Origin of the sequence: Methylobacter marinus A45, from assembly GCF_000383855.1 — a bacterium.
GTDB classification, from domain to species: Bacteria; Pseudomonadota; Gammaproteobacteria; order Methylococcales; family Methylomonadaceae; genus Methylobacter; species Methylobacter marinus.
In genome coordinates this window covers 4,023,005-4,049,287 of record NZ_KB912877.1, presented here as the reverse complement: position 1 = coordinate 4,049,287, position 26,283 = coordinate 4,023,005, and the positions used below count along the sequence as shown (strand labels likewise).

At 52.5% G+C, this 26,283-nt stretch carries 24 protein-coding genes; all 24 read right to left on the bottom strand.

The annotated features are described in order from the left end of the window. Positions 1-100: 100 nt before the first annotated feature. Positions 101-400, bottom strand: a complete 300-nt coding sequence (locus METMA_RS25130; protein ID WP_020160710.1) for a hypothetical protein — start codon at positions 398-400, stop codon at positions 101-103. A gap of 180 nt (positions 401-580) precedes the next feature. Next, positions 581-2,242, bottom strand: a complete 1,662-nt coding sequence (locus METMA_RS0119070) for an ATP-binding protein (RefSeq protein WP_027147462.1) — start codon at positions 2,240-2,242, stop codon at positions 581-583. A 234-nt stretch (positions 2,243-2,476) separates the two neighbouring features. Further along, positions 2,477-2,707 carry a FeoC-like transcriptional regulator gene (locus METMA_RS0119065; protein ID WP_020160708.1) on the bottom strand — a complete coding sequence of 77 codons (231 nt, stop codon included), beginning with the start codon at positions 2,705-2,707 and terminating at the stop codon, positions 2,477-2,479. Then, entirely contained in the window at positions 2,694-5,033 is a 2,340-nt protein-coding gene (gene feoB / locus METMA_RS0119060) for a Fe(2+) transporter permease subunit FeoB (RefSeq protein WP_020160707.1), read from the bottom strand. Before feoB ends, METMA_RS0119065 begins: the two co-directional genes overlap by 14 nt. Next, positions 5,033-5,266, bottom strand: a complete 234-nt coding sequence (locus tag METMA_RS0119055; RefSeq protein ID WP_027147461.1) for a FeoA family protein — start codon at positions 5,264-5,266, stop codon at positions 5,033-5,035. Before METMA_RS0119055 ends, feoB begins: the two co-directional genes overlap by 1 nt. Before the next feature lie 512 nt (positions 5,267-5,778). After that, positions 5,779-6,084, bottom strand: a complete 306-nt coding sequence (locus tag METMA_RS0119050) for an integration host factor subunit beta (RefSeq protein WP_020160705.1) — start codon at positions 6,082-6,084, stop codon at positions 5,779-5,781. Between the two features lie 65 nt (positions 6,085-6,149). Beyond that, positions 6,150-7,811, bottom strand: a complete 1,662-nt coding sequence (gene rpsA, locus METMA_RS0119045) for a 30S ribosomal protein S1 (RefSeq protein ID WP_020160704.1) — start codon at positions 7,809-7,811, stop codon at positions 6,150-6,152. A 98-nt stretch (positions 7,812-7,909) separates the two neighbouring features. Continuing rightward, the gene (gene cmk, locus METMA_RS0119040; protein ID WP_020160703.1) at positions 7,910-8,566 is read right to left on the bottom strand and encodes a (d)CMP kinase; all 657 of its coding nucleotides are present in this window, start codon (positions 8,564-8,566) and stop codon (positions 7,910-7,912) included. Continuing rightward, positions 8,566-9,885 (bottom strand): 3-phosphoshikimate 1-carboxyvinyltransferase, encoded by a 1,320-nt coding sequence (gene aroA, locus METMA_RS0119035; RefSeq protein WP_020160702.1) that lies wholly within the window; start codon positions 9,883-9,885, stop codon positions 8,566-8,568. Before aroA ends, cmk begins: the two co-directional genes overlap by 1 nt. Continuing rightward, a complete protein-coding gene (locus METMA_RS0119030; protein WP_020160701.1) occupies positions 9,863-10,762 on the bottom strand; it encodes a prephenate dehydrogenase in 900 nt (299 codons plus the stop codon). Before METMA_RS0119030 ends, aroA begins: the two co-directional genes overlap by 23 nt. Next, positions 10,755-11,867 carry a histidinol-phosphate transaminase gene (gene hisC / locus METMA_RS0119025; RefSeq protein WP_020160700.1) on the bottom strand — a complete coding sequence of 371 codons (1,113 nt, stop codon included), beginning with the start codon at positions 11,865-11,867 and terminating at the stop codon, positions 10,755-10,757. The genes METMA_RS0119030 and hisC overlap by 8 nt, the downstream gene beginning before the upstream one ends. 46 nt (positions 11,868-11,913) lie before the next feature. After that, positions 11,914-12,999: a prephenate dehydratase gene (gene pheA / locus METMA_RS0119020; protein WP_020160699.1), complete on the bottom strand. Its 1,086-nt coding sequence runs from the start codon at positions 12,997-12,999 to the stop codon at positions 11,914-11,916. 14 nt (positions 13,000-13,013) lie between these two features. Next, the gene (serC, locus tag METMA_RS0119015; RefSeq protein WP_020160698.1) at positions 13,014-14,093 is read right to left on the bottom strand and encodes a 3-phosphoserine/phosphohydroxythreonine transaminase; all 1,080 of its coding nucleotides are present in this window, start codon (positions 14,091-14,093) and stop codon (positions 13,014-13,016) included. Next, positions 14,093-16,693 carry a DNA gyrase subunit A gene (gyrA, locus tag METMA_RS0119010; RefSeq protein WP_020160697.1) on the bottom strand — a complete coding sequence of 867 codons (2,601 nt, stop codon included), beginning with the start codon at positions 16,691-16,693 and terminating at the stop codon, positions 14,093-14,095. The genes serC and gyrA overlap by 1 nt, the downstream gene beginning before the upstream one ends. Positions 16,694-16,865: 172 nt before the next feature. Then, positions 16,866-17,585 carry a dienelactone hydrolase family protein gene (locus METMA_RS0119005; RefSeq protein ID WP_020160696.1) on the bottom strand — a complete coding sequence of 240 codons (720 nt, stop codon included), beginning with the start codon at positions 17,583-17,585 and terminating at the stop codon, positions 16,866-16,868. A gap of 45 nt (positions 17,586-17,630) precedes the next feature. Continuing rightward, a complete protein-coding gene (locus METMA_RS0119000) occupies positions 17,631-18,113 on the bottom strand; it encodes a low molecular weight protein-tyrosine-phosphatase (protein WP_020160695.1) in 483 nt (160 codons plus the stop codon). Positions 18,114-18,268: 155 nt separating this feature from the next. Beyond that, complete coding sequence (locus METMA_RS0118995) at positions 18,269-20,080, bottom strand: V-type ATP synthase subunit A (protein WP_020160694.1); 1,812 nt, start codon at positions 20,078-20,080, stop codon at positions 18,269-18,271. Further along, on the bottom strand, positions 20,077-20,769 hold the full coding sequence (locus METMA_RS0118990) for a DUF2764 family protein (protein WP_020160693.1): 693 nt from the start codon (positions 20,767-20,769) through the stop codon (positions 20,077-20,079). The genes METMA_RS0118995 and METMA_RS0118990 overlap by 4 nt, the downstream gene beginning before the upstream one ends. Next, a complete protein-coding gene (locus tag METMA_RS0118985; RefSeq protein WP_020160692.1) occupies positions 20,766-21,455 on the bottom strand; it encodes a hypothetical protein in 690 nt (229 codons plus the stop codon). Before METMA_RS0118985 ends, METMA_RS0118990 begins: the two co-directional genes overlap by 4 nt. Before the next feature lie 12 nt (positions 21,456-21,467). Continuing rightward, positions 21,468-21,920 carry an ATP synthase subunit C gene (locus METMA_RS0118980; protein ID WP_020160691.1) on the bottom strand — a complete coding sequence of 151 codons (453 nt, stop codon included), beginning with the start codon at positions 21,918-21,920 and terminating at the stop codon, positions 21,468-21,470. Further along, positions 21,913-23,718, bottom strand: a complete 1,806-nt coding sequence (locus METMA_RS0118975; protein ID WP_020160690.1) for a V-type ATP synthase subunit I — start codon at positions 23,716-23,718, stop codon at positions 21,913-21,915. The genes METMA_RS0118980 and METMA_RS0118975 overlap by 8 nt, the downstream gene beginning before the upstream one ends. Continuing rightward, the gene (locus METMA_RS0118970; protein WP_020160688.1) at positions 23,718-24,311 is read right to left on the bottom strand and encodes a V-type ATP synthase subunit D; all 594 of its coding nucleotides are present in this window, start codon (positions 24,309-24,311) and stop codon (positions 23,718-23,720) included. Before METMA_RS0118970 ends, METMA_RS0118975 begins: the two co-directional genes overlap by 1 nt. Then, positions 24,289-25,647 carry a V-type ATP synthase subunit B gene (locus METMA_RS0118965; protein ID WP_020160687.1) on the bottom strand — a complete coding sequence of 453 codons (1,359 nt, stop codon included), beginning with the start codon at positions 25,645-25,647 and terminating at the stop codon, positions 24,289-24,291. The genes METMA_RS0118970 and METMA_RS0118965 overlap by 23 nt, the downstream gene beginning before the upstream one ends. A 340-nt stretch (positions 25,648-25,987) precedes the next feature. After that, positions 25,988-26,283 (bottom strand): cation transporting ATPase C-terminal domain-containing protein (locus METMA_RS25125; RefSeq protein WP_198014547.1); only part of this gene is annotated, 296 nt, incomplete at its 5' end.

The window sequence follows — 26,283 nt, the reverse complement described above, 5'->3', positions numbered from 1 at the left end:
AAATTGTTGCCATACGGGCAAATCGCACGCCCCTGATTGAAATCGGGAGGCGTGCGATTTGCCACAGATTCAGCCTCAGATCACCCAAGCCACTTATTAGCTACTTGTTATAGTCAAAACTTCCGGCCGGCCGCGCAAAAGTATATTTCGCCGGATTGACTACCAGGGTCTCCGCCATCAATCCAATTGCCTTATGCGGTGCCGGAATGGTCGCCAGTGCGGTAATCGGCAATAAGCCGACAAATGCCGCGGTTCCGACCACCATGCCGACAAAGGATAGCGGCCTGACCACGGCGACATCGGCCAACACGTCATAACCGTCTATTGCCTGGGGTTCGGCGGAAAGCATACTGGAAAACAATAGTGCGGCGGCCAAGAACAGCGCTTGAGCATGTTTCATAACTGTACAATCTCGTCTTTAGAAAACAGAACGGCTAAGCCTAGTCAAACTTTAACAACTCAACCAATGAATTGATATTATTCATGTGCTGGCAGCGAGCCTGAAACATTTCCGGCACAGCCGCTGTGACAAAGGCGGGCAAACAACCTTATACTGCGATATTTTGCGCAGCACAGGGTATCATTTTTTATTCTGCGTGCGCCAGAAATTGACTATTTCATCCACATCCAGGTCGGTTGGCCCTTCCCGCCAACTGGTAAAATAATCGACGTCGTTACTCTTCGGTTCCGGATTGGGTCGGTAAATCTGCACGCGCGTCGGTAACGGCGCCGCCTCGCCCAGCACCAGCGCCTCCCCTCTGCCCAGGGAACTCAGAATATCGGTCAAGTCGCCTTCGGCTTCAGGAACGAGCCCGCGAATGTATGCCTGGTCATCCGGGTTGGTGGTACGTAGGCAAATGTAGGAACTGCACTGCGACAGCATGGTTTCCGATAATTCGGTAGGCCGCTGGCTGACGACACCGATCGATACGCCGTATTTACGCCCTTCCTTGGCGATGCGCTCCATCATCTTTTTAGTACCTTCGAACGCGCCGTTCTTTTCCCTGGGAATGTAGGCATGCGCTTCTTCGCAAATCAGGGTAATGGGAAAATCACGCCGGCGCGGATTCCAGTAATTGAACTCGTAGGCCAGACGGCCTACCTGCGCGGAAACGGCGGGCCTGACGTCTGTCGGCACGGAACTTAAATCGACGACGGTAATGTTGGCTTTCTTATCGCCGAGCCCGACAAACTGCCGCAGCAGATCGGACATGCTTTCGGAAGTGTTGCGTATTTTCGGCTTCAGCAGGAAATCATAGCGGACGTCATTGAACCGGCTTTGCATTCTGATCAAAAATTCGTCGAACTGGCCGAATAAGGCCCCCTGCACCTTGCCGAAGTCTTTTCGTTCTTCGTTGGCTGCCTTGAATTGCATGTACATCTCGGCCAGTGAGAAATAAATCGGCGTATCGATTGAAACCGTTGGCAAACCGATTCTTTTGGCCTCCTTACGCTTGAGCTGTTGCAACACTTCGCGCAGAAAAGACATTTGCAACGTGGCGCCCTTGTCGTCCCGGTCTATGAATAAATCGACCAGTTCAGCATAGGTCATCATCCAGTACGGCATTTCCATTTCCATGGCATCAACATAATTGACCAGCTCGTCCGGAAATGCCGATTGAATCGTACCGTCGTCATCCTTCCAGCAATACTCGCCGTGCAGGTCCAGCATGATGATATGGCTTTTGGGCATGGCTCTGATCGTATTCTGAATCAGGCTGGTGACGGTCCATGACTTACCGGAACCCGACTGTCCGACGATGGCGAAATGGCGGCCGAAAAGTGCGCGCGGATCGAGGCTTAGGTGATAATCCTTGTGCGAAGCGAGCTGGCCGATAAAGAATTTGTAATCGCGGAATTTCGAGAAAATGGCGTTGATTTCGTTCAAGCCAACGGCATAGACCTTGGCGCCCGGCGTCGGGTAATGGCGCACGCCGCGGATAAATGTGCCATCACTCTGAATCTCTCCAACCGGAATCAGGGAAATGAACCGGTCCGACCTGCGCCGGTCGTCGCTGTCGAAACGGTCTTTTTCCCACATCTTGAAGACCAGCGCCAGAACGCCGATATTAGCCTGCCGGATAACGACATAAGATCCGATGTTGCCGGCCAGTATTTCTTCGTCGCCTACCTTGATGATCGGCGTATCGATTGAATGCTCTTCGGTTATCCTGGCATCCATGCCGTCGCCGCGGACTTCGGATAAATAGCCGATCAGGATATCGGATTGTTGCTCGGACATTGTCATACTCATTTATAAAATAAATATATCAAGCTTAGTCCAGTTTCCGAAAGGCACAAGAGACAAGGTATCAGGCAGCAAACCCTGTGGCCGGAAAATTCCAGGAACTATAATCACTGGTGCTTCGGAATTACCCTCCAAAGTCAGCCAATAGATCAATAAACCACAAAGAAAATCTCCGTGTTCTCTGTGTCCTTCGTGATTTATTGCTCTGTGAATTGATGCCAGTGAGGATTAGTTTTTTTCATCAATCCACTCATAAAGCTCCGTCAGAGCCGGGTCGCATTTGCAGCAACTGGTGCCGCAGGACGATTCCAGCGGCATTTTTCGTACTTTGCCCTTGCTGATCCATTTACTCAGCATACCGCGCAACGCGTCGGCATCCGTACCGAAATGGTTGACCAGATCGATCAGGGCTACCCGGTGCTGTTGCTGTAAATAGCTTCTCAAATCAGACAGTATCACTATAAGGCTCCCCCGTTATTTTTGTGCCGCTGTTTTTACCGACCAACCACAGGCCGAGCAGCACAGCCAGAAAGGCCAGTATCAACCCTGTCATCCAACCCAAGGAATATTCAGGATGCAGACGGTAAGTCATGGCCTGATAAAAAACGGTGGCCGTCATATAAGCCATGCCCGTGGTCCAGAATACGACAAACAGGGTCCAGCCCAGATTCGTTTCCCGGTAGATGGCGGCCGTCGCTGCCACGCAGGGCGCATATAACAAAATAAACAATAAATAGGCAAAGGCACCGACTTGGCCGTCAAAACTGTTTTGCATGGCTGCAAAAGTGCCGGTATTGACTTCCTGCTCGTTGGCGGCGGAATCGAGGTCGTTGACCGGACCGATATTTAATCCCAGCGGGTCCAGCAGATTATCGGCCACTGCCCGCAGGTTTTCAGGCACAGTCAGACAGGCTTTGATCAAGGCCTCTTTCAGGTCAAATGCTTCCGTATCGAAAGCGGCCGATTCTGTCTCGCCCAATTGGCTGTATAACGCGTCGAGAGTCCCGACCACGGCCTCTTTGGCCAATACACCGGTAAAAATACCGACTGTCGCCGGCCAGTTGTCATTATCGATGCCCATCGGCTTAAAAGCGGGCGTCAGGCTTCGCCCGATTTCGCTCAACACCGATTTATTGCTGTTTTCCTGACCAAAACTGCCATCCGTGCCCCAGGCATTCAGGAAATTCAGCACCAACACCATCGGCACGATAACCTTGCCGGCATTGAATAAGAACGATTTTAGCCGGTCCCAGGTTCGGATAAAAACTCCGCTCAGAGTCGGCATATGGTAAGTCGGCAATTCCATGATAAAGGGCGCCGACTCGCCTTTGAACAGCGTATGGCGCATGATCAGACCGGTCAGCACGGCCACGATGATGCCCAGCAGATACAAGCCGAAAACCAGGTTCTGGCCGCCGACCGGAAAGAAAGCCGCGGCAAACAAGGCGTAAACGGGCAGCCTGGCGCCGCAGGACATGAACGGATTCATCATATTAGTCAGAATTCTGTCGCGCTGATTTTCCAACGTGCGCGTCGCCATGATGGCCGGCACATTACAACCGAAACCGACAATCATCGGGACGAAGGATTTGCCCGGCAACCCGATCATGCGCATGAACCGGTCCATGACAAAAGCCGCCCTGGCCATGTAGCCCGAATCTTCCAGGGCCGACAGAAACATGAACAGAAAGCCGACGATAGGAATAAAAGTAGCGACGACCTGAATGCCGCCTCCGACACCGTTCGCCAGCATGACAATCAGCCAATCAGGCCAGTTTAGCCCTGTCAACACATGACTTAAGCCGTCGACCAGCAAAGCACCCACGGCCTGGTCAAAAAAATCAATAAAGGCACTGCCGATATTGATCGTAAACATGAACATCGCATACATGACCAGCAAAAAAACCGGAATGCCTAAAAATCTGTTCAACACGATATGATCGATTTTATCGGTCGTATGCCGGCTGATTTCATGCAGTTTGCAAACCGCGCCCTGTGTCAACCGGTTAACAAATCCATAGCGGGCATCGGCGGCGAGAATGTCGATTTCGTCATCGGTCTCATCCTCTACCCGCTGCTGCAAGGTTGAAACAGTGGAACTCACCTCGTTTCCCGCCAATTGTTTGGCCAGCGTATCCCCTTCCAATAACCGAACGGCCAGCCAGCGCCGATCACACTGGTGCTTTTTCGCTGTATCGTTCAACAATAATGACAGATCATCTATCGCCTGCTCCAAAGCGACTGGATAGGTAATTTTTAACGTGGGTACCGGCTTTGACGCTGCGGAATTGTTGATAGCCGCTTTTAAAGACTTAATGCCGCCTTTTGTTGAGGCGCTGATTGGAATGACAGGACAGCCCAGTTGTTCGGCAAGAAAATCAACATCAATTTTAATGCCCCGCTGCTTGACGACATCCATCATATTGAGCACCAAAATCATCGGCACTCGCATCTCGATCAGCTGCGATGTTAAATAAAGATTTCTTTCTATGCTTGAGGCATCAATGATATTGATGATTAAATCAGCTTCCTTGGAGGCCACATAATCGCGCGCAACTTTCTCATCCAAAGACACTTGATCGTCTGCTGCTTCCAGAGAATAGGTCCCCGGTAAATCAACCAGTTCGATAATTTTATTATCAAAGGTATATTCACCGGTCTTTTTCTCGACTGTAACGCCCGGCCAGTTGCCGACATGCTGCCTGGCGCCGGTAAGCGCATTAAAAAGTGTGGTTTTGCCGCAATTGGGATTGCCTACCACGCCTACCGTGAAATCGGCTTTCATCAATTTTTCTCTATCAGCAGGATTGCAGCTTCATCTTTGCGAAGCGTCAATGAGAATCCGCGCAGTTTGATTTCAACCGGATCGCCCATAGGGGCAAAACGAGTAATACTAAAAGCAGTACCCGGCGTCAAACCCATAGCCAGCAATCGTTTACGATAAGCTTTACCTGATGCATCAAAGCCGACTATTTTCCCTGAGTCACCTACAGCAAGATTTTTTAATCGTAACCACATAATTTAGCCTTGGGTATTAAGAGTTGGTGAAATATACGGATGGAACGGACTCTAATCAATAATCGTTCTCATTAAGAATGACTATATCACAATAATCTGCCACACTCAAAAACTCGTATCCCATTGGTCTGATTTTGATCATTTTCCACGAACTTGAGCGAACGACCGGCCAGATAATAAAAAACAAGAAAATAGTGAGGACTGATGCTGAAACCGCAGAGAGATGCTCATGTTTCTGTTTTAGCGGTTTTGGAAGCTTAATTGATACTATGCTTGAGGGGGATTCAATTTTGCGTTTACGAGGTAAAAAACCGGAAGAAGAATTATCGGCACCTCTACCGCAAATATCAATTGTAAAGACCCAGAGAAAGGATGTGAAATTTAGATTAGTTTGAAGTAAATGAGAATCAGGCAAAAAAGGGATCAACGCAATGACCAAGCACCTAAAAAATAATGATCACTCATGCTTCATTACAAATTCATAGGACTGTGGTTCTTGCGTTGATGATTATTCAATCAATTATTTTGCATTTTCCGCGCGATTCATCGACTCTATCGCGAAGCTCTTTGCCCGGCTTGAAATGGGGTACATATTTTTTTGCCAATGCCACAGAATCGCCGGTCTTGGGGTTACGCCCCATGCGTGGCGGACGTTCATGCAGAGAAAAGCTGCCAAAGCCTCTAATCTCAATGCGTTCGCCGGAAGATAATGCTTGATTCATTTTCTCAATGATGCACTTTACAGCCAGTTCCACGTCTTTTTGTGCAAGATGTGGTTGTTGTCTGGCAAGCGCTTCAATCAATTCGGATTTTGTCACATTCTATCCCGTGCAAATGAATAAAATCAGAGGGGTATGCATGTCATGCATACCCCGTATGGTTTTTATTTTTCCATTTGTTTAAAGATATCACCCAAGGTAGGTGTACTAGCTTGTTGCTGGGTGTAATCTTTAATAGCGTGAGACTCTTCTTCCTGATCTTTGGCTTTAATAGATAAGGAAATGGTTTTGCTTTTCTTATCCACACCGATGAACTTGGCTTCCACTGTATCGCCTTCTTTCAACAAGGTGCGTGCATCTTCAACGCGGTCACGTTGAATCTCGGAAGCGCGTATATAGCCTTCGACATGATCAGCCAATGTAACGACGGCGCCTTTGGCATCGACTTCTTTGATAGTGCCGGTTACCAGGCTGCCTTTCTCATGAGTAGCCAGGAAGTTTTGGAACGGATCCTGTTCCAGTTGCTTGATGCCCAAGGAAATACGCTCGCGCTCGGAATCAACCGCTAAAATGACGGTTTCCAGCTCATCGCCTTTTTTGAATTCACGAACCGCGGCTTCGCCGTCATCAGCCCAGGAGATATCGGACATATGCACCAGACCGTCAATGCCGCCTTCCAGACCGATGAAGATACCGAAATCGGTAATCGATTTGATTTTGCCTGTAATCTTGTCGCCTTTGTTATGAGTCGCGGCAAATTCATCCCATGGGTTGGTTTTGCATTGTTTCATGCCCAAAGAGATACGACGACGTTCTTCGTCGATTTCCAGTACCATGACTTCAACTTCGTCGCCCAACTGTACGATCTTGGATGGGTTAACGTTTTTGTTGGTCCAATCCATTTCAGACACGTGAACCAGACCTTCCACGCCTTCTTCGATTTCAACGAAGCAGCCGTAATCGGTCAGGTTGTTCACTTTACCGAATACGCGCGTACCGGCCGGGTAACGACGGTTGATGTTTTGCCACGGATCTTCACCCATTTGCTTCATGCCTAATGAAACACGATTCTTGTCCTTGTCGTATTTCAGCACCTTAACCTGGATTTCCTGACCGATTTCGACACACTCGGAAGGATGACGCACACGACGCCATGCCATATCGGTAATGTGTAACAGGCCGTCAATACCGCCCAGGTCGATAAATGCGCCGTAATCAGTGAGGTTTTTAACCACACCGGTAACGATTGCGCCTTCTTCGAGGGTTTTCAGCAATTCTTCTCTTTCAGCGCTGTATTCTTTTTCTACAACCGCACGACGTGACAGAACGACGTTATTACGTTTCTGGTCGATTTTGATAACCTTGAATTCCAGATCCCGGTTTTCCAGGAAAGTCGTATCTCTGATTGGACGCACGTCAACCAGTGAACCCGGCAGGAACGCACGCAATGCGCCAACGGCAACAGTGAAACCACCGCGTACCTTACCGGTAATACGGCCGGTAATCGTGGCTTCTTTTTCAAACGCCTCTTCCAGTTCAGACCAGGCTTTGTTTTTCTTTGCTTTATCTCGGGAAAGAAGTGTAGCGCCTAAACCATCTTCAAATAAATCAAGGGCAACTTCAATTTCGTCGCCGACTTTAACTTCCAGTTCGCCATCATTGTTCAAAAACTGCCATTTTGGAATGACACCTTCCGATTTGGAATGAGTACTGACAATGATCATATCGTTTTCGATATCGACTACTGTACCCATTAACATGGCGCCCGGGCGCATTTCTGTCTTGGTTAGACTTTCTTCAAATAATTCCGCAAAGCTTTCGCTCATTTTCAATTTTCCCAAGCCTGTCAAAATTCAAACAAGCCTTCTCGTTGTCAAAGTTAAAAAATACCACATCTAATGCATGCAGCTGTAAAAAAAGATCCTTAATGGATCAAATTTAGTATCTCGTCAATGACCGAATCAATCGTCATATCGGAGGAATCAATATAGAGCGCATCGCTGGCCATGGCCAATGGAGCCGTTTTTCGCTCCATATCACGACGATCCCGCTCTTCTATCTCACTCGTTAAGCGAGAAAGGTTAGCATCAATCCCTTTTTCCATCAACTGTTTATATCGTCTTTGCGCTCTTTCGGCGGCGCTCGCGGTTAAAAACACCTTTATTTCGGCATCAGGGAAAACTACCGTTCCCATATCGCGGCCATCAGCGACCAGCCCCGGCATCCTCCTGAAATCCCTTTGTTTTTCCAACAGCACGCGCCGCACTTCCGGCAATGCGGCAATCATTGAAGCCGCATTGCCCGTACTTTCAAGGCCCAGTTGAGGGGTAATATCCTCGCCATTGAGCTTGACGACCAGCTCATCATCACACTCAAACTCTAACGCCATTGATTGCGCTATTTTTACAATTTCAGGCTCATTAGTCAGTTCGACATGCTGTTTTAATACGGCAATGGCCAATGAACGATAGATAGAACCGCTATCGAGATAGTTCCAGCCCATTTTTTTTGCCACGGCCCGACTGACCGTGCCTTTGCCCGCCCCGCTAGGCCCATCAATCGTTAAAACCGGTATAGCCATTACCTCTCTCCGCAAACCAGATCGAGCCCCAGATGCTTGACCAGATCCTTGAATTCCGGAAAAGACGTATTCACATTCTCGCAATCATGAATGGTAATGGGGGCATCAGCACGCAACCCGGCAATTGAAAACGACATCGCGATGCGGTGGTCGCCATGAGAGATGACTTCGCCGCCGCCTATCTGTCCACCCTGAATGATCATGCCGTCCGCCGTCGGCTGCGCATCGACGCCTAAAATTTGTAAGCCATCAGCCATCACCTGAATCCGGTCCGATTCCTTGACCCGAAGTTCCTCCGCGCCTGTCAAGCGTGTTTGACCTTCCGCGCAGGCGGCTGCCACAAACAGCACCGGAAATTCGTCGATGGCCAACGGCACCAGCTCTTCCGGTATATCGATGCCTTTTAACGGACTGTAAACCACATGCAGATCGGCCACCGGCTCGCCACCGACCACGCGTTCATTGAGCACATCGATCCGGGCGCCCATCAATCTCAGGATATCGATCACGCCGGTACGCGTTGGATTTATGCCGACATGTTTTAACAATAAATCGGAACCCGGCGCAATGGATGCGCCGACCAGGAAAAACGCCGCCGATGAAATATCGCTGGGCACATCGATATCAGTCCCTTTCAAACACCCTTCGGCATTAATACTGACCTTGCTGCCCTGCTTTCTTACCGGGTAAGAAAAGCCGGTCAGCATGCGCTCGGTATGATCGCGCGTCGGAGCGGGCTCGGTTACAGTGGTTTCACCCTGCGCATACATGCCGGCCAGCAGCAGGCACGATTTGACCTGGGCGCTGGCCATCGGCATGACGTAATCGATACCGGTCAATTGCCCCGCCTTTCCGGTAATATGCAAAGGCGCCGTGCCTTTCTCCGTCGTTTTTATATCAGCACCCATTGATGCTAACGGCTCGGTGACTCTTTTCATGGGTCTGCCTGACAACGATTTATCGCCCGTCAGGATCGAATTGAACGCCTGCCCTGCCAGCAGACCGCTCAGCAGACGCATGGATGTGCCCGAGTTGCCTAAGTAAAGTTCTTTTGCGGGTGCTTTCAGGCCGTGTTTGCCGACGCCGTGAATCGTCAGCTCGCCGTTGACCGGCCCCTCAATCTGTACGCCCATGTCGCGAAAAGCCTGCAGCGTTGCCAAGGCATCTTCCGCTTCGAGAAAGCCCTTGACGTGCGTTACGCCCTCTGCCAACGCCCCTAGCATAATCGAGCGATGCGATATGGATTTGTCGCCCGGCACGCGTGCTTCGCCCTGTAATCGGCCACCCGGCTGAACCTTAAATGTTATTGTTTTCGACATTGTTACCTTCAAACTGATCAAGAAAGCGTTGCCGCGCATTTCGGGCATACGTAAAAGTTTCAAAAAGCTGCCGACTGTCATCGTTTGCCAGCATTTGTTCTATTTTATCCAGCTCATTCTTCAATTGTTGAATTAACGGGATGATTTGATTTTTATTAGCCGTGCAAATGTCCAGCCACATAGTCGGATCACTGGACGCAATACGCGTAAAATCCCTGAAGCCGCCGGCGGCATATTTGAAAATCTCGCTTTGTTCATCCTTGCGCCCAAGCATGTCCACCAACGAGTACGCCAGAACATGGGGTAAATGACTGGTGGCCGCCAAAACCGCATCATGCCGGTTAACCTCCATGATGGATACGGCAGAGCCCAGGCCTTCCCAGAAATGCTGGATTTTCTGCAACGCGTCCAGCCGGGTATTTTCAACCGGTGTGATAATCAGGCGCTTGTTCAGAAACAGATCGTCCACGGCGGCTTCCACGCCGCTTTGTTCCGCCCCGGCAATTGGATGCGCCGGCACCAGATTATCCGGTACATTGCCAAATACCTGCCGTGCCGCGGCAATGACGCTGCCTTTCGTACTGCCCACATCGGTATAAATGGCTTTTTCCGTCCAGAAAGGCTTCAGCAAAGCTAATATACCGGCCATCGAACCAACCGGCGTGGCGATCACGACGCAATCGGTGTCTTTCAGCGCCGACTCGATGTCCAGATAGTAATCATCGATGACTTGCAGTCGTTTCGCCGTCCGCAGATTATTCGAATCCTGCTCGCGGCCATAGCCGACAATGTGCCGGCTCAACCCATGCAGCCTTGCGGCCCGCGCTATGGAGCCACCGATCAGCCCGACACCGATAATACAAAGCTGGTCAAACATCGCTCAAGATATCGCTCAAGGCATTAAGAAAAATCCGGTTTTCCTCTTCCGTGCCTATGCTGACACGCAAATGGCTAGGCATTTCATAATTGGCCACGGGCCTGACGATGACGCCTTTTCTCAGCAAGGCCTCATAAACTGGCAATCCGGGCTGTTTCAAATCGACCGAAACGAAGTTGCCATGCGAAGGAATCCACTCCAGACCGAGTTTTCTGAAGCCGTCCGTCAACTGCTGCATGCCTCGTGCATTGCCAGTAATCGTCCGTTCTAGATGTTCAGCATCGGATAAAGCCGCTTCCGCGGCCGCCAAGGCCAGCATGTTGTTATTGAAGGGTTGCCGCACCCTATTCAATATATCGGCAAGTTCCGGGCTCGACAGACCGTAACCGACGCGCAATCCGGCCAGCCCATAAGCTTTGGAAAAAGTGCGGGTAATCAACAGATTGGGGTATTTTTTCAGCCAGCCTATCGAATCAACGGGATCCGTGCTATCGACAAATTCATAATACGCTTCATCGAGCACGCACAGACAGGTTTCAGGCAATGCCTTGATAAAACACTCCAGACTGGATTGATCGACCCATGTCCCGGTCGGATTATTGGGATTGGCGACAAAGACAAGCCGTGTTTTTTCATTAACGGCTTGCAGCATCGCGTCCAGGTCATGACCGTAATTCACGGCAGGCACAACCACGGCCTTGGCACCGACCGCCTGCGTCACGATCGGATAGACCGCGAAGGCATGCTGGGAAAACACCACTTCATGTTCCGTCGTCAGAAAAGCGCGCGCAACCAGCTCCAGAATCTCATTGGAACCATTGCCCAGCGTAATCTGGCCGGTCTCGACCCCGTACTTACGAGCCAGCGCCTGTTTCAAATTAAAGCCGTTACCGTCCGGGTACAGCGCCAATTGCGACAAAGTAGCCTGAATGGCGACCAGCGCTTTTTTTCCGGGCCCCAACGGGTTTTCATTGGAAGCCAGCTTGATAATCCGGGTCAGCCCCAGCTCCCGTTCCAGCTCTTCAATCGGTTTACCGGGAACGTAAGGAACAAGTTGTTGCACACCCGGCACGGCAAGATCGCAAATAGTATTGATATTAGTCATTTGTTATGTTTAAAGGCACGTGGTGCCATGCCATAAGGATAAAAATTTAAAGGACGGCTTTAGGATAGGAACCCAGGATATTGAGCATATGCACATTGCCTTTCAATAGTGCCAGAGCCTGAGCCACATCGTCATCCTCACAATGCCCTTCAATATCGATAAAAAAGACATAATCCCACAATCCCTGGCGCGAAGGCCGGGACTCGATATGAACCATGCCGATGCCGAATCTCGCAAAAGGCTCCAGGATCTTGTGCAATGCACCGGGCTGATTGCCCGTGGAAACGACCAGCGAGGTTTTATCGTTGCCCGTCGGGGCCGATGTTTGCTGCCCTATAATAATAAAGCGCGTCGTATTGTTGGGCTCATCTTCAATATTCTTTTCCAGGATATTGAGACCATACAGCTCGGCAGCCACCTGACCGGCAATCGCGGCCGCCTGTATCTTGTTCGACACCAGCCTTGCCGCCTCGGCATTGCTGGTGACGGCAATGCGCTGGGCCTGCGGCAAGTGGCGGTCCAGCCACTGACGGCATTGGGCCAGCGATTGCTGATGAGAAAAAATCTCGGTGATATCAGCCAGGCTTTCGACATTCCCCATCAGGTTATGATGCACCCTGATCTCAACCTCACCGCAGATTTTCAACGGTGATGAAAGAAACCGGTCCAGGGTATGGCTGATCACGCCTTCCGTTGAGTTTTCCACCGGCACCAAACCGAACTGGCAATTACCGCTCTCGACCGAATTAAAAATCTCGTTAATCGTGGTGGAAGGCACGGTTTTAATGGCATGACCGAAATGCTTAAAGGCCGCCTGCTGGGTAAACGTGCCTTCGGGACCCAAAAAAGCCACATCCAGCGGCTTTTCCAGCGCCAGGCACGCCGACATCAGTTCTCTGAAGAAACGCACAGCGGTATCATCGGGCAACGGCCCCTGATTTAAATCCTTGATGCGCCTTAAGACCAGGGATTCGCGGTCAGGCCGATAAAAACTGCCGTTCTCGCCTTGCGCAATTTTGGTTTTAGCGACTTCCATCGCACAGGACGCACGCTGATTGATCAATTGCAGAATCTGCTGATCGATCGCATCAATCTTGTCTCTTAATTCAGAAAGTGGAGTGACTGAGGTCATTGGAGCGGCTCTCGTTAATGGGTTCTTTCAAATTCTGCCATAAAATCACATAGCGCCCGTACGCCTTCCTCGGGCATGGCATTGTAAATACTGGCACGCATGCCGCCGACCGAACGATGCCCTTTCAGTTCAAATAAGCCGTTCGCTTCAGCCGCCGCAAGAAAAGGCTTATCCAGATTCTGGTCGGCCAGAATAAACGGCACATTCATTCTTGATCGACAGGAAGAGTCCACCGGATTCCGGTACAGAGAAGATTGGTCGATAGTCTGATACAACAACTCGGCCTTGGCCATGTTACGCTGCTCGATGGCGTCGACGCCGCCCTGTTTCAGCAACCATTTCAGCACCAGCCCGACCAGATACCAGTTATAGGTCGCCGGCGTATTCAGCATGGAATGATTTTTAGCCTGATCGGCATAATTGAAGACCGGCGGCGTTTGCTTGCCGGCCTTGCCTATCAGGTCGTCCCTGACGATCACAACCGTGACGCCGGCAGGCCCCATGTTTTTCTGGGTACCGGCATAAACCAGACCGAATCGGCTCAGATCGAATTTACGCGACAGGATATTGGACGACATATCCGACACCAACGGCAAACCGCCGCTGTCGGGAATGTCGGAGAATTCCACGCCATGGATGGTTTCGTTGGCCGTATAGTGCAGATAAGCCGCCTGTTCGTCCAGCGCCCAGTCTGAAGGATCGGGAATGTTAGTGAATTTCGATGCCTCCGAACTCGCGCTGACGATGACCTCGCAATAGTTTTTCGCATCCTGTATGGCTTTTTCCGACCAGGCGCCGGTATTGACATAACAGGCCCTGGTTCTGCCATTCAAGATATTCTGCGGGATAAACGAAAACTGGGCCGTGGCGCCGCCCTGCATGAACAAGACCTTGTAATTGTCCGGGATAGCCAACAAGGTTCTGAGATCGTTTTCAAGCTCCTCTGCGATAAGGGAAAAAAACCGGCCGCGATGACTCATCTCCATGACGGACATGCCGCTATCGCGCCATTCCATCAATTCTTCCTGAGCCTGACGCAATACCGGCTCGGGAAGTGCCGATGGACCCGCACTGAAATTATAAATTCTGGACATTAGGATTCCTCTTCGGATTCAACTTCATTAGGCGCTCCCGATTCCAATTCCGCCACGTCTTCGTCGTCCTCGCCGGCCAGCCCTTCGATACGATCGACCCCGACGACTTTTTCTTTTTTATCCAGACGAATAACCGTGACACCCTGGGTATTTCTGCCGATTACCGAGATACCGTCGACGCGCGTGCGCACCAGTGTACCGGCATTGGTAATCAGCATAATTTCATCATGATCATTGACCAGCACGGCCCCGACCACCGCGCCGTTACGCTTCGACGTTTGGATGGCGATCAGCCCCTGGCCGCCGCGCCTGTGGCAGGTGAATTCTTCCAGTCGGGTGCGCTTGCCGTAACCGTTCTCGGTAATGTTCAGCACCATGCCTTCCGCCGCGATAATCAGGGAAATCACTTTCTGCCCTTCCTGCAGACGAATGCCGCGCACGCCGGACGCGGTCCTGCCCATGGAACGCACATCGGATTCATTGAAACAGACGGCCTTGCCATCACTGCTGAACAACAGCACGTTCCGCTGACCGTCGGTCACATCCACGCCGACCAGGGTATCATTTTCCTTCAAATCGATCGCGATCTTGCCGTTGGCGCGCTGGCGCTCGAACTCCAGTAACGGCGTCTTTTTGACCGTACCGCTGGCCGTCGCCATAAAAATGAACTTATTATCGGAAAATTCCCGGATCGGCAATATAGCATTAATACTTTCGCCCTGCTCCAGCGGCAACATATTCACAAACGGCTTGCCGCGCGAGGCGCGGCTGGCCATCGGCAATTGATAGACTTTAAGCCAGTAAACCTTGCCCAGCGACGAGAAGCATAAAATCGTATCGTGCGTATTGGCAACGATCAGCTTGTCGATAAAATCGGTTTCCTTGGTCGCCGTTGCCGACTTGCCCCGGCCGCCCCGCCGCTGCGCCTTGTAATCGCTCAACGGCTGAGCCTTGACGTAACCCTCATGCGACATGGTGACTACCATGTCCTCCTCGGTAATCAGATCCTCATCGGACAGATCCAGATGCGTTTGAATGATTTCAGTGCGCCGTTCGTCCGCGTATTGCTCCTTGATGGCGACCAGTTCCTCCCTGATGACTTCCATCAACCGCACATCGCTGCCGAGGATAGCCAGGTATTCATCGATCTGCTCCAGCAGTTGCTTGTATTCATTGACTATCTTGTCCTGCTCAAGTCCCGTCAAGCGATGCAGACGCAAGTCGAGAATAGCCTGGGCCTGTGCTTCGGAAAGGCGATAAAGGCCATTGGCCAGGCCGAATTCGGGCGCGAGATCCTCGGGCCGTGAACGGTCGGCATCGGCTCGCTCCAGCAGCGATGAAACCAGACCCGCATGCCAGGTTCTGGCCAGCAGCCCTACCTTGGCTTCAGACGGATTGCTGGCCGCTTTAATCAGGTCGATCATCTCGTCGATATTGGCCAGAGCGACGGCCAGGCCTTCCAAAATATGCGCCCGCTCGCGTGCTTTACGCAAATTGTAAAGCGTTCTGCGCGTGACGATTTCGCGCCGGTGATCGATAAAAGCGTTGAGGACCTCTTTCAGATTCAGACAATGCGGGCGACCGTTCAGCAACGCGACCATATTGATGCCGAAAACGGTCTGGAACTGTGTCTGCTTATAGAGATTGTTCAGGACCACTTCCGGCACTTCGCCGCGGCGCAGTTCGATAACCATGCGCATGCCGTCCTTGTCGGACTCATCGCGCAGGCCGGAGATGCCTTCGAGTTTGCCGTCTTTCACCAGCTCGGCGATTTTTTCCAGCAAACGCGCCTTGTTGACCTGATAGGGCAATTCGGTCACGATGATCGCCTGACGACTGCTGTCGCCAATATCCTCGAAATGACAACGCGCGCGCAGATAGATCTTGCCGCGCCCGGTCGTATAGGCATTATAAATACCGGAAGCGCCGTTTATGATGCCGGCGGTGGGGAAATCAGGCCCCGGAACATATTTCATCAATTCCTGAATCGTGGTTTCAGGCTGATCGATCAAGGCCAGACAGGCACTGATGACCTCGGACAGATTATGCGGCGGAATGTTTGTCGCCATACCGACGGCGATACCGGACGAACCGTTGACCAGCAAGGCCGGAATGCGCGTCGGCAGGACGGTGGGTTCGGATTCCGACTCGTCGTAGTTGGGCGCGAAATCGACCGTTTCCTTGTCCAGATCGGCCAGCAGTTCATGGGCGATTCTCGCCATGCGTACCTCGGTGTAACGCATCGCGGCGGGCGAATCGCCATCGACGGAACCGAAATTGCCCTGGCCGTCGATCAGCATATAACGCAAGGAAAAAGGCTGCGCCATGCGAACGATGGTGTCATAAACCGCCGTATCGCCATGCGGGTGATATTTACCGATAACATCACCGACTACACGCGCTGATTTTTTATAAGGTTTGTTCCAATCATTGCCCAATTCACTCATCGCATACAAAACGCGACGATGAACCGGTTTAAGGCCGTCTCTGACATCTGGAAGGGCTCGACCTATAATCACGCTCATGGCGTAATCGAGGTAAGACTGTTTCATCTCGTCTTCGAGATTGACCGGGATAATTTCTTTAGCGAAGTCTGACATTGATCCGTTTATACACGTTAATGCCGCACATAGCGTGCCGGCATGATTTTCCTTCATAAAGCAACCGCAAAGCGTTCAAAAATTCCTTTTAGCCCATGCGGTTGCACGGGATTAAATAACCGGTGGATTATAACAAATTGTCATTGTAGAGTCGAAGTGTTACAGCTTTTAGTTAAAGGAACAACTCCGCCAGAAAATTTTGCATCGCCTGCCAGGAACGGCGATCCGCATCGGCCTGATAAACCGTGCCAAATGCCGGGTCGTTGGCGACCGGATTGGTAAACGCATGCATCGTGTGACCATAGGCATGCACCTGCCAGTCCGCGCCGGCCTCGGTCATTTCCTGTTCAAACGCCAGCACTTGCTCGGGCGACACCATGGGGTCGTCATGACCGTGCAGCGCCAGCACTTTCGCCTTGATGGCAGTGCCTCGGGTATTGTCCGGCGCGCCCAGCAAGCCGTGAAAACTGACCACCCCCTTGATATCGGCACCGGTTCTGGCCAGATCCAGCACGCACAAGCCACCGAAGCAAAAGCCGATCGCGGCAATCTTGCTGTCATCGACCCAGGGCAACTGCTTGACGGCATACAGCGCCGCCTGTATGCGTTTTTGCAACAGAGCTCGATCGGCCATGAAAGGCTGCATCAGCCTGGCGTTTTCCTCGGGGCCCGAACCCAGAACCCCCTTGCCGTACATATCCAGGGCGAAGCCGACATAACCCAGTTCGGCAAGTTTGCGCGCCTTTTCGGCGACAAACTCATCCCGGCCGCCCCAGGCGTGATTGATTAAAACCGCCGGGCGACGGCCTGACAAGGCGTCGTCAAACGCAAAAAATGCCTCCAGTTGAACATCGCCATCCATGTAACCTATGGTATTCGATATGATTGCCATTATGCTGTCATCCTAATCAATGTTTATGAAAATCGGTGCCTGAAACTACAGGTGGCCAGCGCTCCGCAGGCTCTTCAGAAAGCCTTCCGACGCTTCCTCCACCATGTCCAGCACCCGTTCAAAACCGTAATCGCCGCCGTAGTAGGGATCCGGTACTTCACGGGTCCCCAGATGAGGCGCATAGTCGAGAAAATATTTGATTTTGTCTTTATAAGGCTCGGGGCAGGCATTGAGCAATATCGAATAATTATCGTTATCCATAGCCAGCAGGAAATCGAAATCCTCGAAATCGCCCATAATGACTTTCCTGCCCCGAATATGGGCTAACTCCACTCCGCGATCGCGAGCCGCTTTTTGCGCGCGCAGGTCGGGCGCTTCGTCGATATGATAAGCATGCGTGCCGGCCGAATCGACCAGAAAACGCTGATCCAGATTGCGCTCTTTCAACAGTTTCACGAAAACGCCTTCCGCCGTCGGCGACCGACAAATATTGCCCATGCAGACAAAAAGAACTTTGATTTTTTTCATAGTGTTACCAAATTTAAAAAAATTGCTCCATTATATTATGCGGCATCCGGGGAAGATATGACCAAGACTGGCGAAAATCAGAAATTCGCCTATTCACTCCCGGCGTCGCCGGCTAAATGAACATCATCGATGAACAGACAATGCGCAGTCTTTTTTTAAATAGCGGATTGATAAAGCCGGTCGATTTTCGCCGACAGCTCGGCATATTCCGGCGATTCCGGGCGCGCGTAATTCAGGTTCTTGAATAACCCGGTCAGGCGCGTAAAGTAATCGCGCGCATCATCCTGGCTGGCAAACCGGTAATCCGCGCTGACCAGATCGATGATTTTTCGAAAATTATCCCGCTGCCGCTTGATCGGCACGGCCACATCGACTTCGTCGAACGCATCCTGCTGCAGATACACCATATCCAGGAATTGAGCCTCCTGGTAGAGCACGAAATCGTCCAGCGTGATGCCCTCCTCGCCGGCGACCTGTATCATCTGATAGACATTGTCGCCCCGCTTCAGCAAGGCCAGCATGGCCAACACACTCTCCGTCCATCTCTCGCCCATGTGCTCTTCATACCAGGGCTTTAGCTGGTCCGGATAGCGCGACCAGGACAATAACGGATCGACGGCCGGATAAAAGCGTTTATAGGCCCTGTCGGCGCTGAGCCCCAGAAAGGTTTTGACCGTGCCCAGCGTGGACTGCGTCACCGGCTCCTCAAAGTTGCCGCCGGCCGGCGATACCGTGCCGATCATGGTCAAACTGCCGGTCGAACCGTCCTGGTTCAGAATGACGCCGGCCCGTTCATAAATATTCTTGATGGCCGAATCCAGATAAGCCGGAAACGCTTCCTCGCCCGGAATTTCTTCCAGCCGCCCCGAGGTTTCGCGCATGGCTTGCGCCCAGCGGGATGTCGAATCGGCCAGCAGCAAGACATTCAACCCCATCTGCCGGTAATACTCGCCCAGCGTGATGCCGGTATAAATGGAGGCCTCGCGCGCCGCGACCGGCATGGACGAGGTGTTGCAGACAATCACGGTCCGATCCATCAATGAGCCGCCGCCTCTGGGATCGGACAACTGCGGAAACTCGGTGATCGTTTCGACGATTTCGCCCGCCCTCTCGCCGCAGGCCACGATGATGACGATATCGACTTCTGAATTCCGCGAGATCAGATTCTGGAGCACTGTCTTGCCGGCGCCGAAAGGCCCCGGAATACAACCGGTGCCGCCTTTGGCAATCGGAAAAAAAGTATCGATCAGACGCAGATGCGTGATCAGCGGTTCAACCGGATATTGCTGCGTTACCACGCTGCTTTTTATCAATTTCTGGGGTATGGGCCTGCGCACCGGCCAGCGCTGCTTCAGGGTGATAGCGCGCTCCTTGCCGTTTGCCAGCTGTATAACCGCGACAGCATCGTTGACCGTGACCGCACCTTCCTGTATCCAGATGACTTTAACCAGCCCCGCCACGTCAAACGGCACCATGATTTTATGGATAAAACCGCGCTCCGGCACCGTGCCGATCACCGCGCTGGCAGGCAGCATCGCACCGACCTGAACGGTCGGCGTAAAAGCCCATTTAGCATTGACATCGAGGGCCGGCAGATCGACGCCCCGCGGCAGGAAATAGCCGAATTCCGCCGCCAGCTGATCCAGGGGGTTTTGCAGGCCGTCATATACCTGTCCCAACAGGCCCGGCCCCAGCTCCACCGACAGCATCTCGCCGCTTTGCTCGACAAAATCACCGACACCGATGCCGGCGGTGCTCTCATAAACCTGCGCATCGGCCTTTTTGCCGTGTATCCTCAGAACTTCCGCTTTCAGGCGCTCGGCATGCCGGGACTCGCTTCGGCTCGGATGTATGTAGATGACCTCATTCTTTGTCAGCGGAAAATCCGCGCCCTCCACGGTTTCGATAGACACGATATCATCCTGAACCGCGATGATCCGGGCTGTAGTTACATTTTCACGACTCATATTCTTCCAAAATCCAGCATAAAGTCCTGGAGCTCCGCATCAACCAATTGATCAAAGCGCTCGATGGCATTCGCGGCATTGTAGTTAGCCCACCGATTGATCACATTCCAGCGCAGGACATAGATCACCACGGCCGGAAAATCGAAATAATGCTGACTGCCTTCTCGGGCGCAGTGCTGCCAGACCAGGTTCAGCAGCAGCTTTTCCAGTTCATAGCTTTTATTTTGCGCCACCAGCTCCCGCGCCTGCGGCAGCCAGGGCAACAGATGAGCGATACCGAAATCAGGTTCATGCCAGTTCCTGGCGATAAAGAACGGCCATTTGCCAAACCCCGCAAAGGTATTTTTCTCCGGCGCCGGCATGCCGGCATGCCTTTTTCTGAGCGCCGAGACCAAGGTTCTTAATTCCAACCGCCAGCGGATCAAATTTTTCAGAAAGTCATCATTGATCAATTCCAGCATTTCATGGCTTTTTCTGACGATCTCCTCGTCGGTCCCCATTCCGACATGCGACCAGTGCAGTAACGTTTCGATACGCTGTAAGTCTTCGGCATCGCGGGCATCCAGCAAGGCCAGGCGCTTATCGAGCTGAATGCGCGAGACGGGCGTCTGCGTGGTCGATAACAGATCCGGTGCGTGCGGGGGCAGACTCGCCAGCAGCATGGTGTATTTAAAACGCTCGGCGATCACTTGACGATACCCTGCAACAAGGCCCGAAAGCGCGGCTGAACATGTTCCAGCAATAACGCCGCCACCGTCTGATCCGAGAAATCGATCACAATATTGTCATCCTCAAGCTTGATCAGCAGGCCGCCGTCCAAATCACCGGACACCTCGAATTTTACGCCCCCGCGCAAAAGCTCGGCAGCTATCGAGGCCGTAAACTGCGTTAAAGCACCCTCCCTGAGCTCTTCCGGATTCCGGCGCAGTTCCTCGACGCCGATCACATCCTCGGGCAACTGAATAACCACCTGCCGGTTATCATCGATGCCTGTTTGATCGCGGACGCGTCCCGCCAGGGCCAGGATCAGTTTTTCAAGAAAATCCTCCTGCGTCATCTGCTTGCCGACCACACGCGTGACTTCCCGGCTGAAGCTGCCCAACAGCGTGTCCCGCAGCCGCAGGAACACGTCCCTGGCCGCCAGTTTTAACGCATCCTCGCCGGCCGCTTTCAAGGCCTCGGCCTCGGCCCTGGCGTTATTGATAATCAATTGTGCCTCAAGCTCCGCCTCGTCGATAATCCATTCGGCTCTTTTTTGCGCGTCGGTGACGATGCTTTCGGCCTTTTCCTGGCCGGCAGCGATGCCCTGCTCTTTCAACCGGTTGATCAACGCCTCAACACCCGATGAGACGAAAGGCAACTTTTCATTGTTCATGAATCAATACCATCAAGTCTGCGGAATGCCGCCGGCCAGAACCAGGGCGAATATAAAGGCGAAAACGGCAAAGCCTTCAACAATCGAAGCCGGCGCGATGGACAACCCGAAAACCTCGGGCTTGGCTTTGACCGCATGAATGGCCGAAGCGCAGCACTGCCCCTGATAGATGGCACTCAGCATCAATGCCAGCCCGGACAGGATACCAATCGCAAAAATACTCGGGGCGATTTCGGCCGTAATGGTCCGGTTCAGTGTAAACATGATGACAATGCCATAAACGACCTGAGAGGAAGGCATGGCCGAGACCCCGACATAACGCCCATAGCCGCCTTCGGAATCCAGCATGGCGCCGATGGCGGCCTGTCCGGCAACCGTGCAGCCGATCATACTGCCGATCGCACCCAGCGCCATGGGCGCAAACAAGCCCATCCAGCCCAGAAAAATAACGATGAATTCAGTCATTACCTACTCCTTTTTTAGAAAACGGCTTGAACGGATAGCCTTCATCAGAGACGCTCCACTTGTAAAATTCGATATAGTTCAGCCTTAAACCATGTACGACGCCGCTCATCACGCACAGCGCCAGATTCAGGACATGTCCGACCAACAGAACCAGAATGCTTAACAGCAGTCCCGCACCCGGTACCGCATGATAAATCTGCTCGGCGAACTGGTTAAACGTCAAGGCCAGCGAGGCTCCCGCCAGGCCCAGGGCGAACAGGCGCATGTAGCTCAGCACATTGCCGAATATTTCAGTCAGCCCGGTCAGGCTTTTAAAACCGTCCAGGATAACCCATAACCAGTCTCGAGGCTTAACGACTGTGCGCTCGCTACTGAACATCAGCAAAAACAGACAACCGACCGCCAGGGCGCCATAGCCCAGTTGCTGAATTAAATGCTGGTGCGGACCAGAGACCTGCCAGATCATAAAGCCGCCGATGACAATGGCCAGCCATCCCACAGGCACAAATGCCGTTTTTTTGCCCCAGAGATGATAGGCCATCACGCCATTGGCCAGCGCGATATGGGCGACGCCGACAAAAATTGACAGGCGCATCATCGCGTCGAAATCATTGATGTCCAGTAATTTCAGTGTTTCCAAGGGGCTGTCGGGCGCTGGGCCATAGCCGAAATAACTGCCTATCATGACGCCCCAGACCAGCGATGCCGCCAGCGTGACCATAGACAGCATGCGCAGGCGCAAGCCCTTTCTCGACTGCCCCAAAGCCCGCCATTTGCCGGCCAGCAACAGCATGAACAACGCCGCGTACCCGGCATCGGACAGGATCATGGCAAAAAACAGCGCGAACGAGAAAAACACGGCCACGGACGGGTCCCAGCCAAAATAGCCCGGCGTTTGGTAAAAATGTACGATGTCCTCGCCGCTTGCCAGTTCTTCGGGATTTTTCAATAGCGTCGGCGGCGTATCGCCCGCCTCGGGGTCTGAGATCATCAACGCCAACCGCTGCTGCTTGGCAAACCGTTCAAAAACGGCGAGCTGCTCCTCGGGAGCCCAGGCCTGAATCATGAAAAGAGCATCACTATCGAGCGTGAGCGAATGGGCCAGCCATAATTCGCACCGGTTCGCGGTCTCGGCAAGATTGGCTTCAAGCAATGCTATCCAGCGCGTCAGGGATTCTCTTTCGGCCTGCAGATCCTGGAGTGTCAGTTCGATCTGGTTGAGTTCGTCTTTTAACCGGGACAACGGCACCTTGCCGGTATGCGTTCTGGCCACGGGCATGCTTGAGGCCGGCGGCTCCTGCCCGGCAATCACGACCACATAGCTGTATAAATTATCCTTGTGCACCACCTGCCAGGTCAGATCAACGGTCCACATCTGTTTCATGAGGCGCTCCGGTACGATATAAAACCAGAGATTCAGCCCTCGCAGTCCGTCTTCAGGCAGCCTGAAATCGCCCCAGGGTTCGATTTCCTTGATCCGTTTCTGCAACGCATCACGCTTATCGGACAGCGTTCGCATACCGCTTTGGATAGTCAGCACCGCATTGATCACGCCATCCAGATCAAAATCCTTTGTATTGTGCACCTGACGGCGTTTATTGGCGCAACGCTTTAAATACTTCAGCGCCTTGCCGGCGTTTTCGGCCTGTCTTGACTGCGCAAGTTCGGCCGGCGTCAAACCGTCCTCCTTGAGCGGGATAAGATGAGTGCCGCCCAGCTGCTGCAGCTTTTCCAGAACAGTCGATTTTTCGCTGATCAATCCGCAGAAAGTCAGTTTTTTTAACTTGACGATGGCCATTAGTGCTGACGTTTTTGCTTGGTGATTTTGGCTCTGACGACGCCGGCCCGTTCCGTATCGGACAAGGAAATCCGTATTCTTTTTATATTTTGCTCCGCCTTGGGAATCAAGACCTTATCAAACAGATTAACGCGTTGAGTGACTTTTTTAACGGCGGTGTCCAGCGTATCCAGACGTCGCCGGCCGATCTGATATTTGACCTTGAGCTCCATCATGCGTTTTAGCTGAATAACCGCCGCATCCACCCAATGCGGCTTGGCATAGGTGGAATAGGGTTGGACATGGATATCGATATGCTCAAGCACCGGCACATGAATGCCGACGATATTCTCCTCGCCGACCTTGATGGAGGAGACCGTGACCAGGCCCTGCAAACCGACCTGGGTCTCGGCGAGCATGGGCAGTTCCCGGAGCACAAACTCACGGCACTGCCGTATCATCCGCTCGGTTTCGGCCAGGCTTGCCGCCGCCCTGTAGCGTTCGGCCAGCAACTGCCGACGCTTTAGATCCAGCGATGGCAGGTACTGCCTATAGCGCTTGAGCTGCGCGCTTTCCTTGTGCAGCGCGGTTTTACTGAGCGACAGCCTGGCCATGCCTATCCTTCGGGAAATATTTATCGATCAACCCCTGCTTCATCAACAGCTGGTCTTCGGTAAAACACTCGGCCAGGGTCTGCCAGCTCAGATCCAGCGCCTCTTCCAGCGTCATGGAGACATTGATATCCATGAACCGCTCGCGGAACAGCTTGCCGAACTTCAGCAACTTCTCATCAAAAGACGACAGATCGAACGCCATGGCCTGTTTCTGCTCGGCTTCGTTGGCGGCCGAATAAAAACGGATCATTGTATTCATGATTTGAGCATGGTCCTCGCGGGTAACTTTGCCGATCACATGCTGTTTCAGCCGCGAAAGCGAACCGAACGGATCAAGCATGGCGTTGTGCAGATAAAACTGGCCCTCGGTAATATAGCCGGTATTGTCCGGCACCGGGTGCGTCACATCGTCGCCCGGCATGGTTGTCACGGTCAGTATCGTCACCGTACCCGCGCCCTTGTAATCGCAGGCTTTTTCATAACGCCGGGCCAGTTGCGAATAGAGATCGCCGGTGTAGCCGCGGTTGGACGGCACATGTTCCATCGACACGCCGACTTCTTTCAGGGCATCGGCATAGGCGGTCATATCGGTCATCAGCACCAGCACGCGTTTGCCCTCTTCCACCGCGAAGCGTTCGGCGACGGCCAAGGCCATGTCCGGCACCAGCAGGCGCTCGACGATAGGATCGGAAGCCATGTTGCAATACATGACCGTGCGGGCGAAAACACCGGCCTGTTCAAACCGGGTCTTGAAAAAATGGTAATCGTCGAAAATCAGCCCCAACCCCGCGAACACAACGATATCGGCATCGGCCTGTATGCCGATGCGCGCCAGAAACGGGTTGAAAGGTTCGCCCGAGATGGAAAAAATAGGGATTTTCTGGCTTTCAACCAGACAATTGAATAAATCGATCATCGGCACGTTGGTGCGCATCATTTTGGAAGCCAGCACGCGCTTCATCGGATTGACCGAAGGCCCGCCGATGCCGACTTTAGGGTCCGGCTCCAGCTGGGAGCCGCCGTCCATGGGTTTGCCCGTGCCGGTAAAAATACGCCCCAGAATGTTCGGTGAATATGTCACCCGCATCGCATGTCCCAGAAAACGCACGGAAGCCGCCGTGGAAATGCCCTGTGTGCCTGAAAATACCTGCAAGGATACCCGATTGCCGTCGATCTTGATGACCTGGGCCAGGGATTGGGTGCCGTTATTATCCTCAATCAGGGCCAGATCGCCAAAGCGTGTACTGATATCTTGTTTTTCCGTAGCGGCATGCACGGTAATAATATTGCCGACAATGGCAATAATATTATGATGTCTGACCATGCGTTCAATCACGGGTAACTCCAAAGCTAAGGGCAATGACAGGATTATACCGCAAGCGCGAACGGCTTGGTTTACTGTTAAGGAACGTGAATTTTATAATTCCCGCAAATGACTTGTCTTTCCGTCCCTCTTCGGCGTTGCCTACAGGGATGTAGGCAAGGGGCGTGAGCAGGAGCGGAAGCTTTGCGCAAACAGTTACATGGCTTGCCATGCGCCTGTTTGCGCGCCTCGGCAACTGCTCCATGCGTCGCCTAAAGCGCCTACTGTTGGTGCTCTACCTCCTGCATCCTTGCAGTCGTTGAATATGAACAGAAATCCTGCCTCATTTGCGGGTCTTATTTCATTCCCATTCCTAAGCGTTCGGTTTTGGGGGGATGAGTCTTTCGCCGATAGCTTGTAAAAATTTGCGCGCTTCCTCAAGTATCAGCACGGACGATGCAACGCTGGCCGCGATAAGCCAGTCTGTCGGCGCCAGCGCGGTGGTACGAAACACCGCCTGCGCCGGCGGCCAGTGTATCACCAGTAATTGCAGCAGCACGACGCCGGAAATGGCCAGCCAGAGCATGCGGTTGGCAAAGAAATGCCGATTGAATGCCGTGATCTTTTCGGCGCGCGCATTGAATACGTTGAACACCTGGAACAGCACAA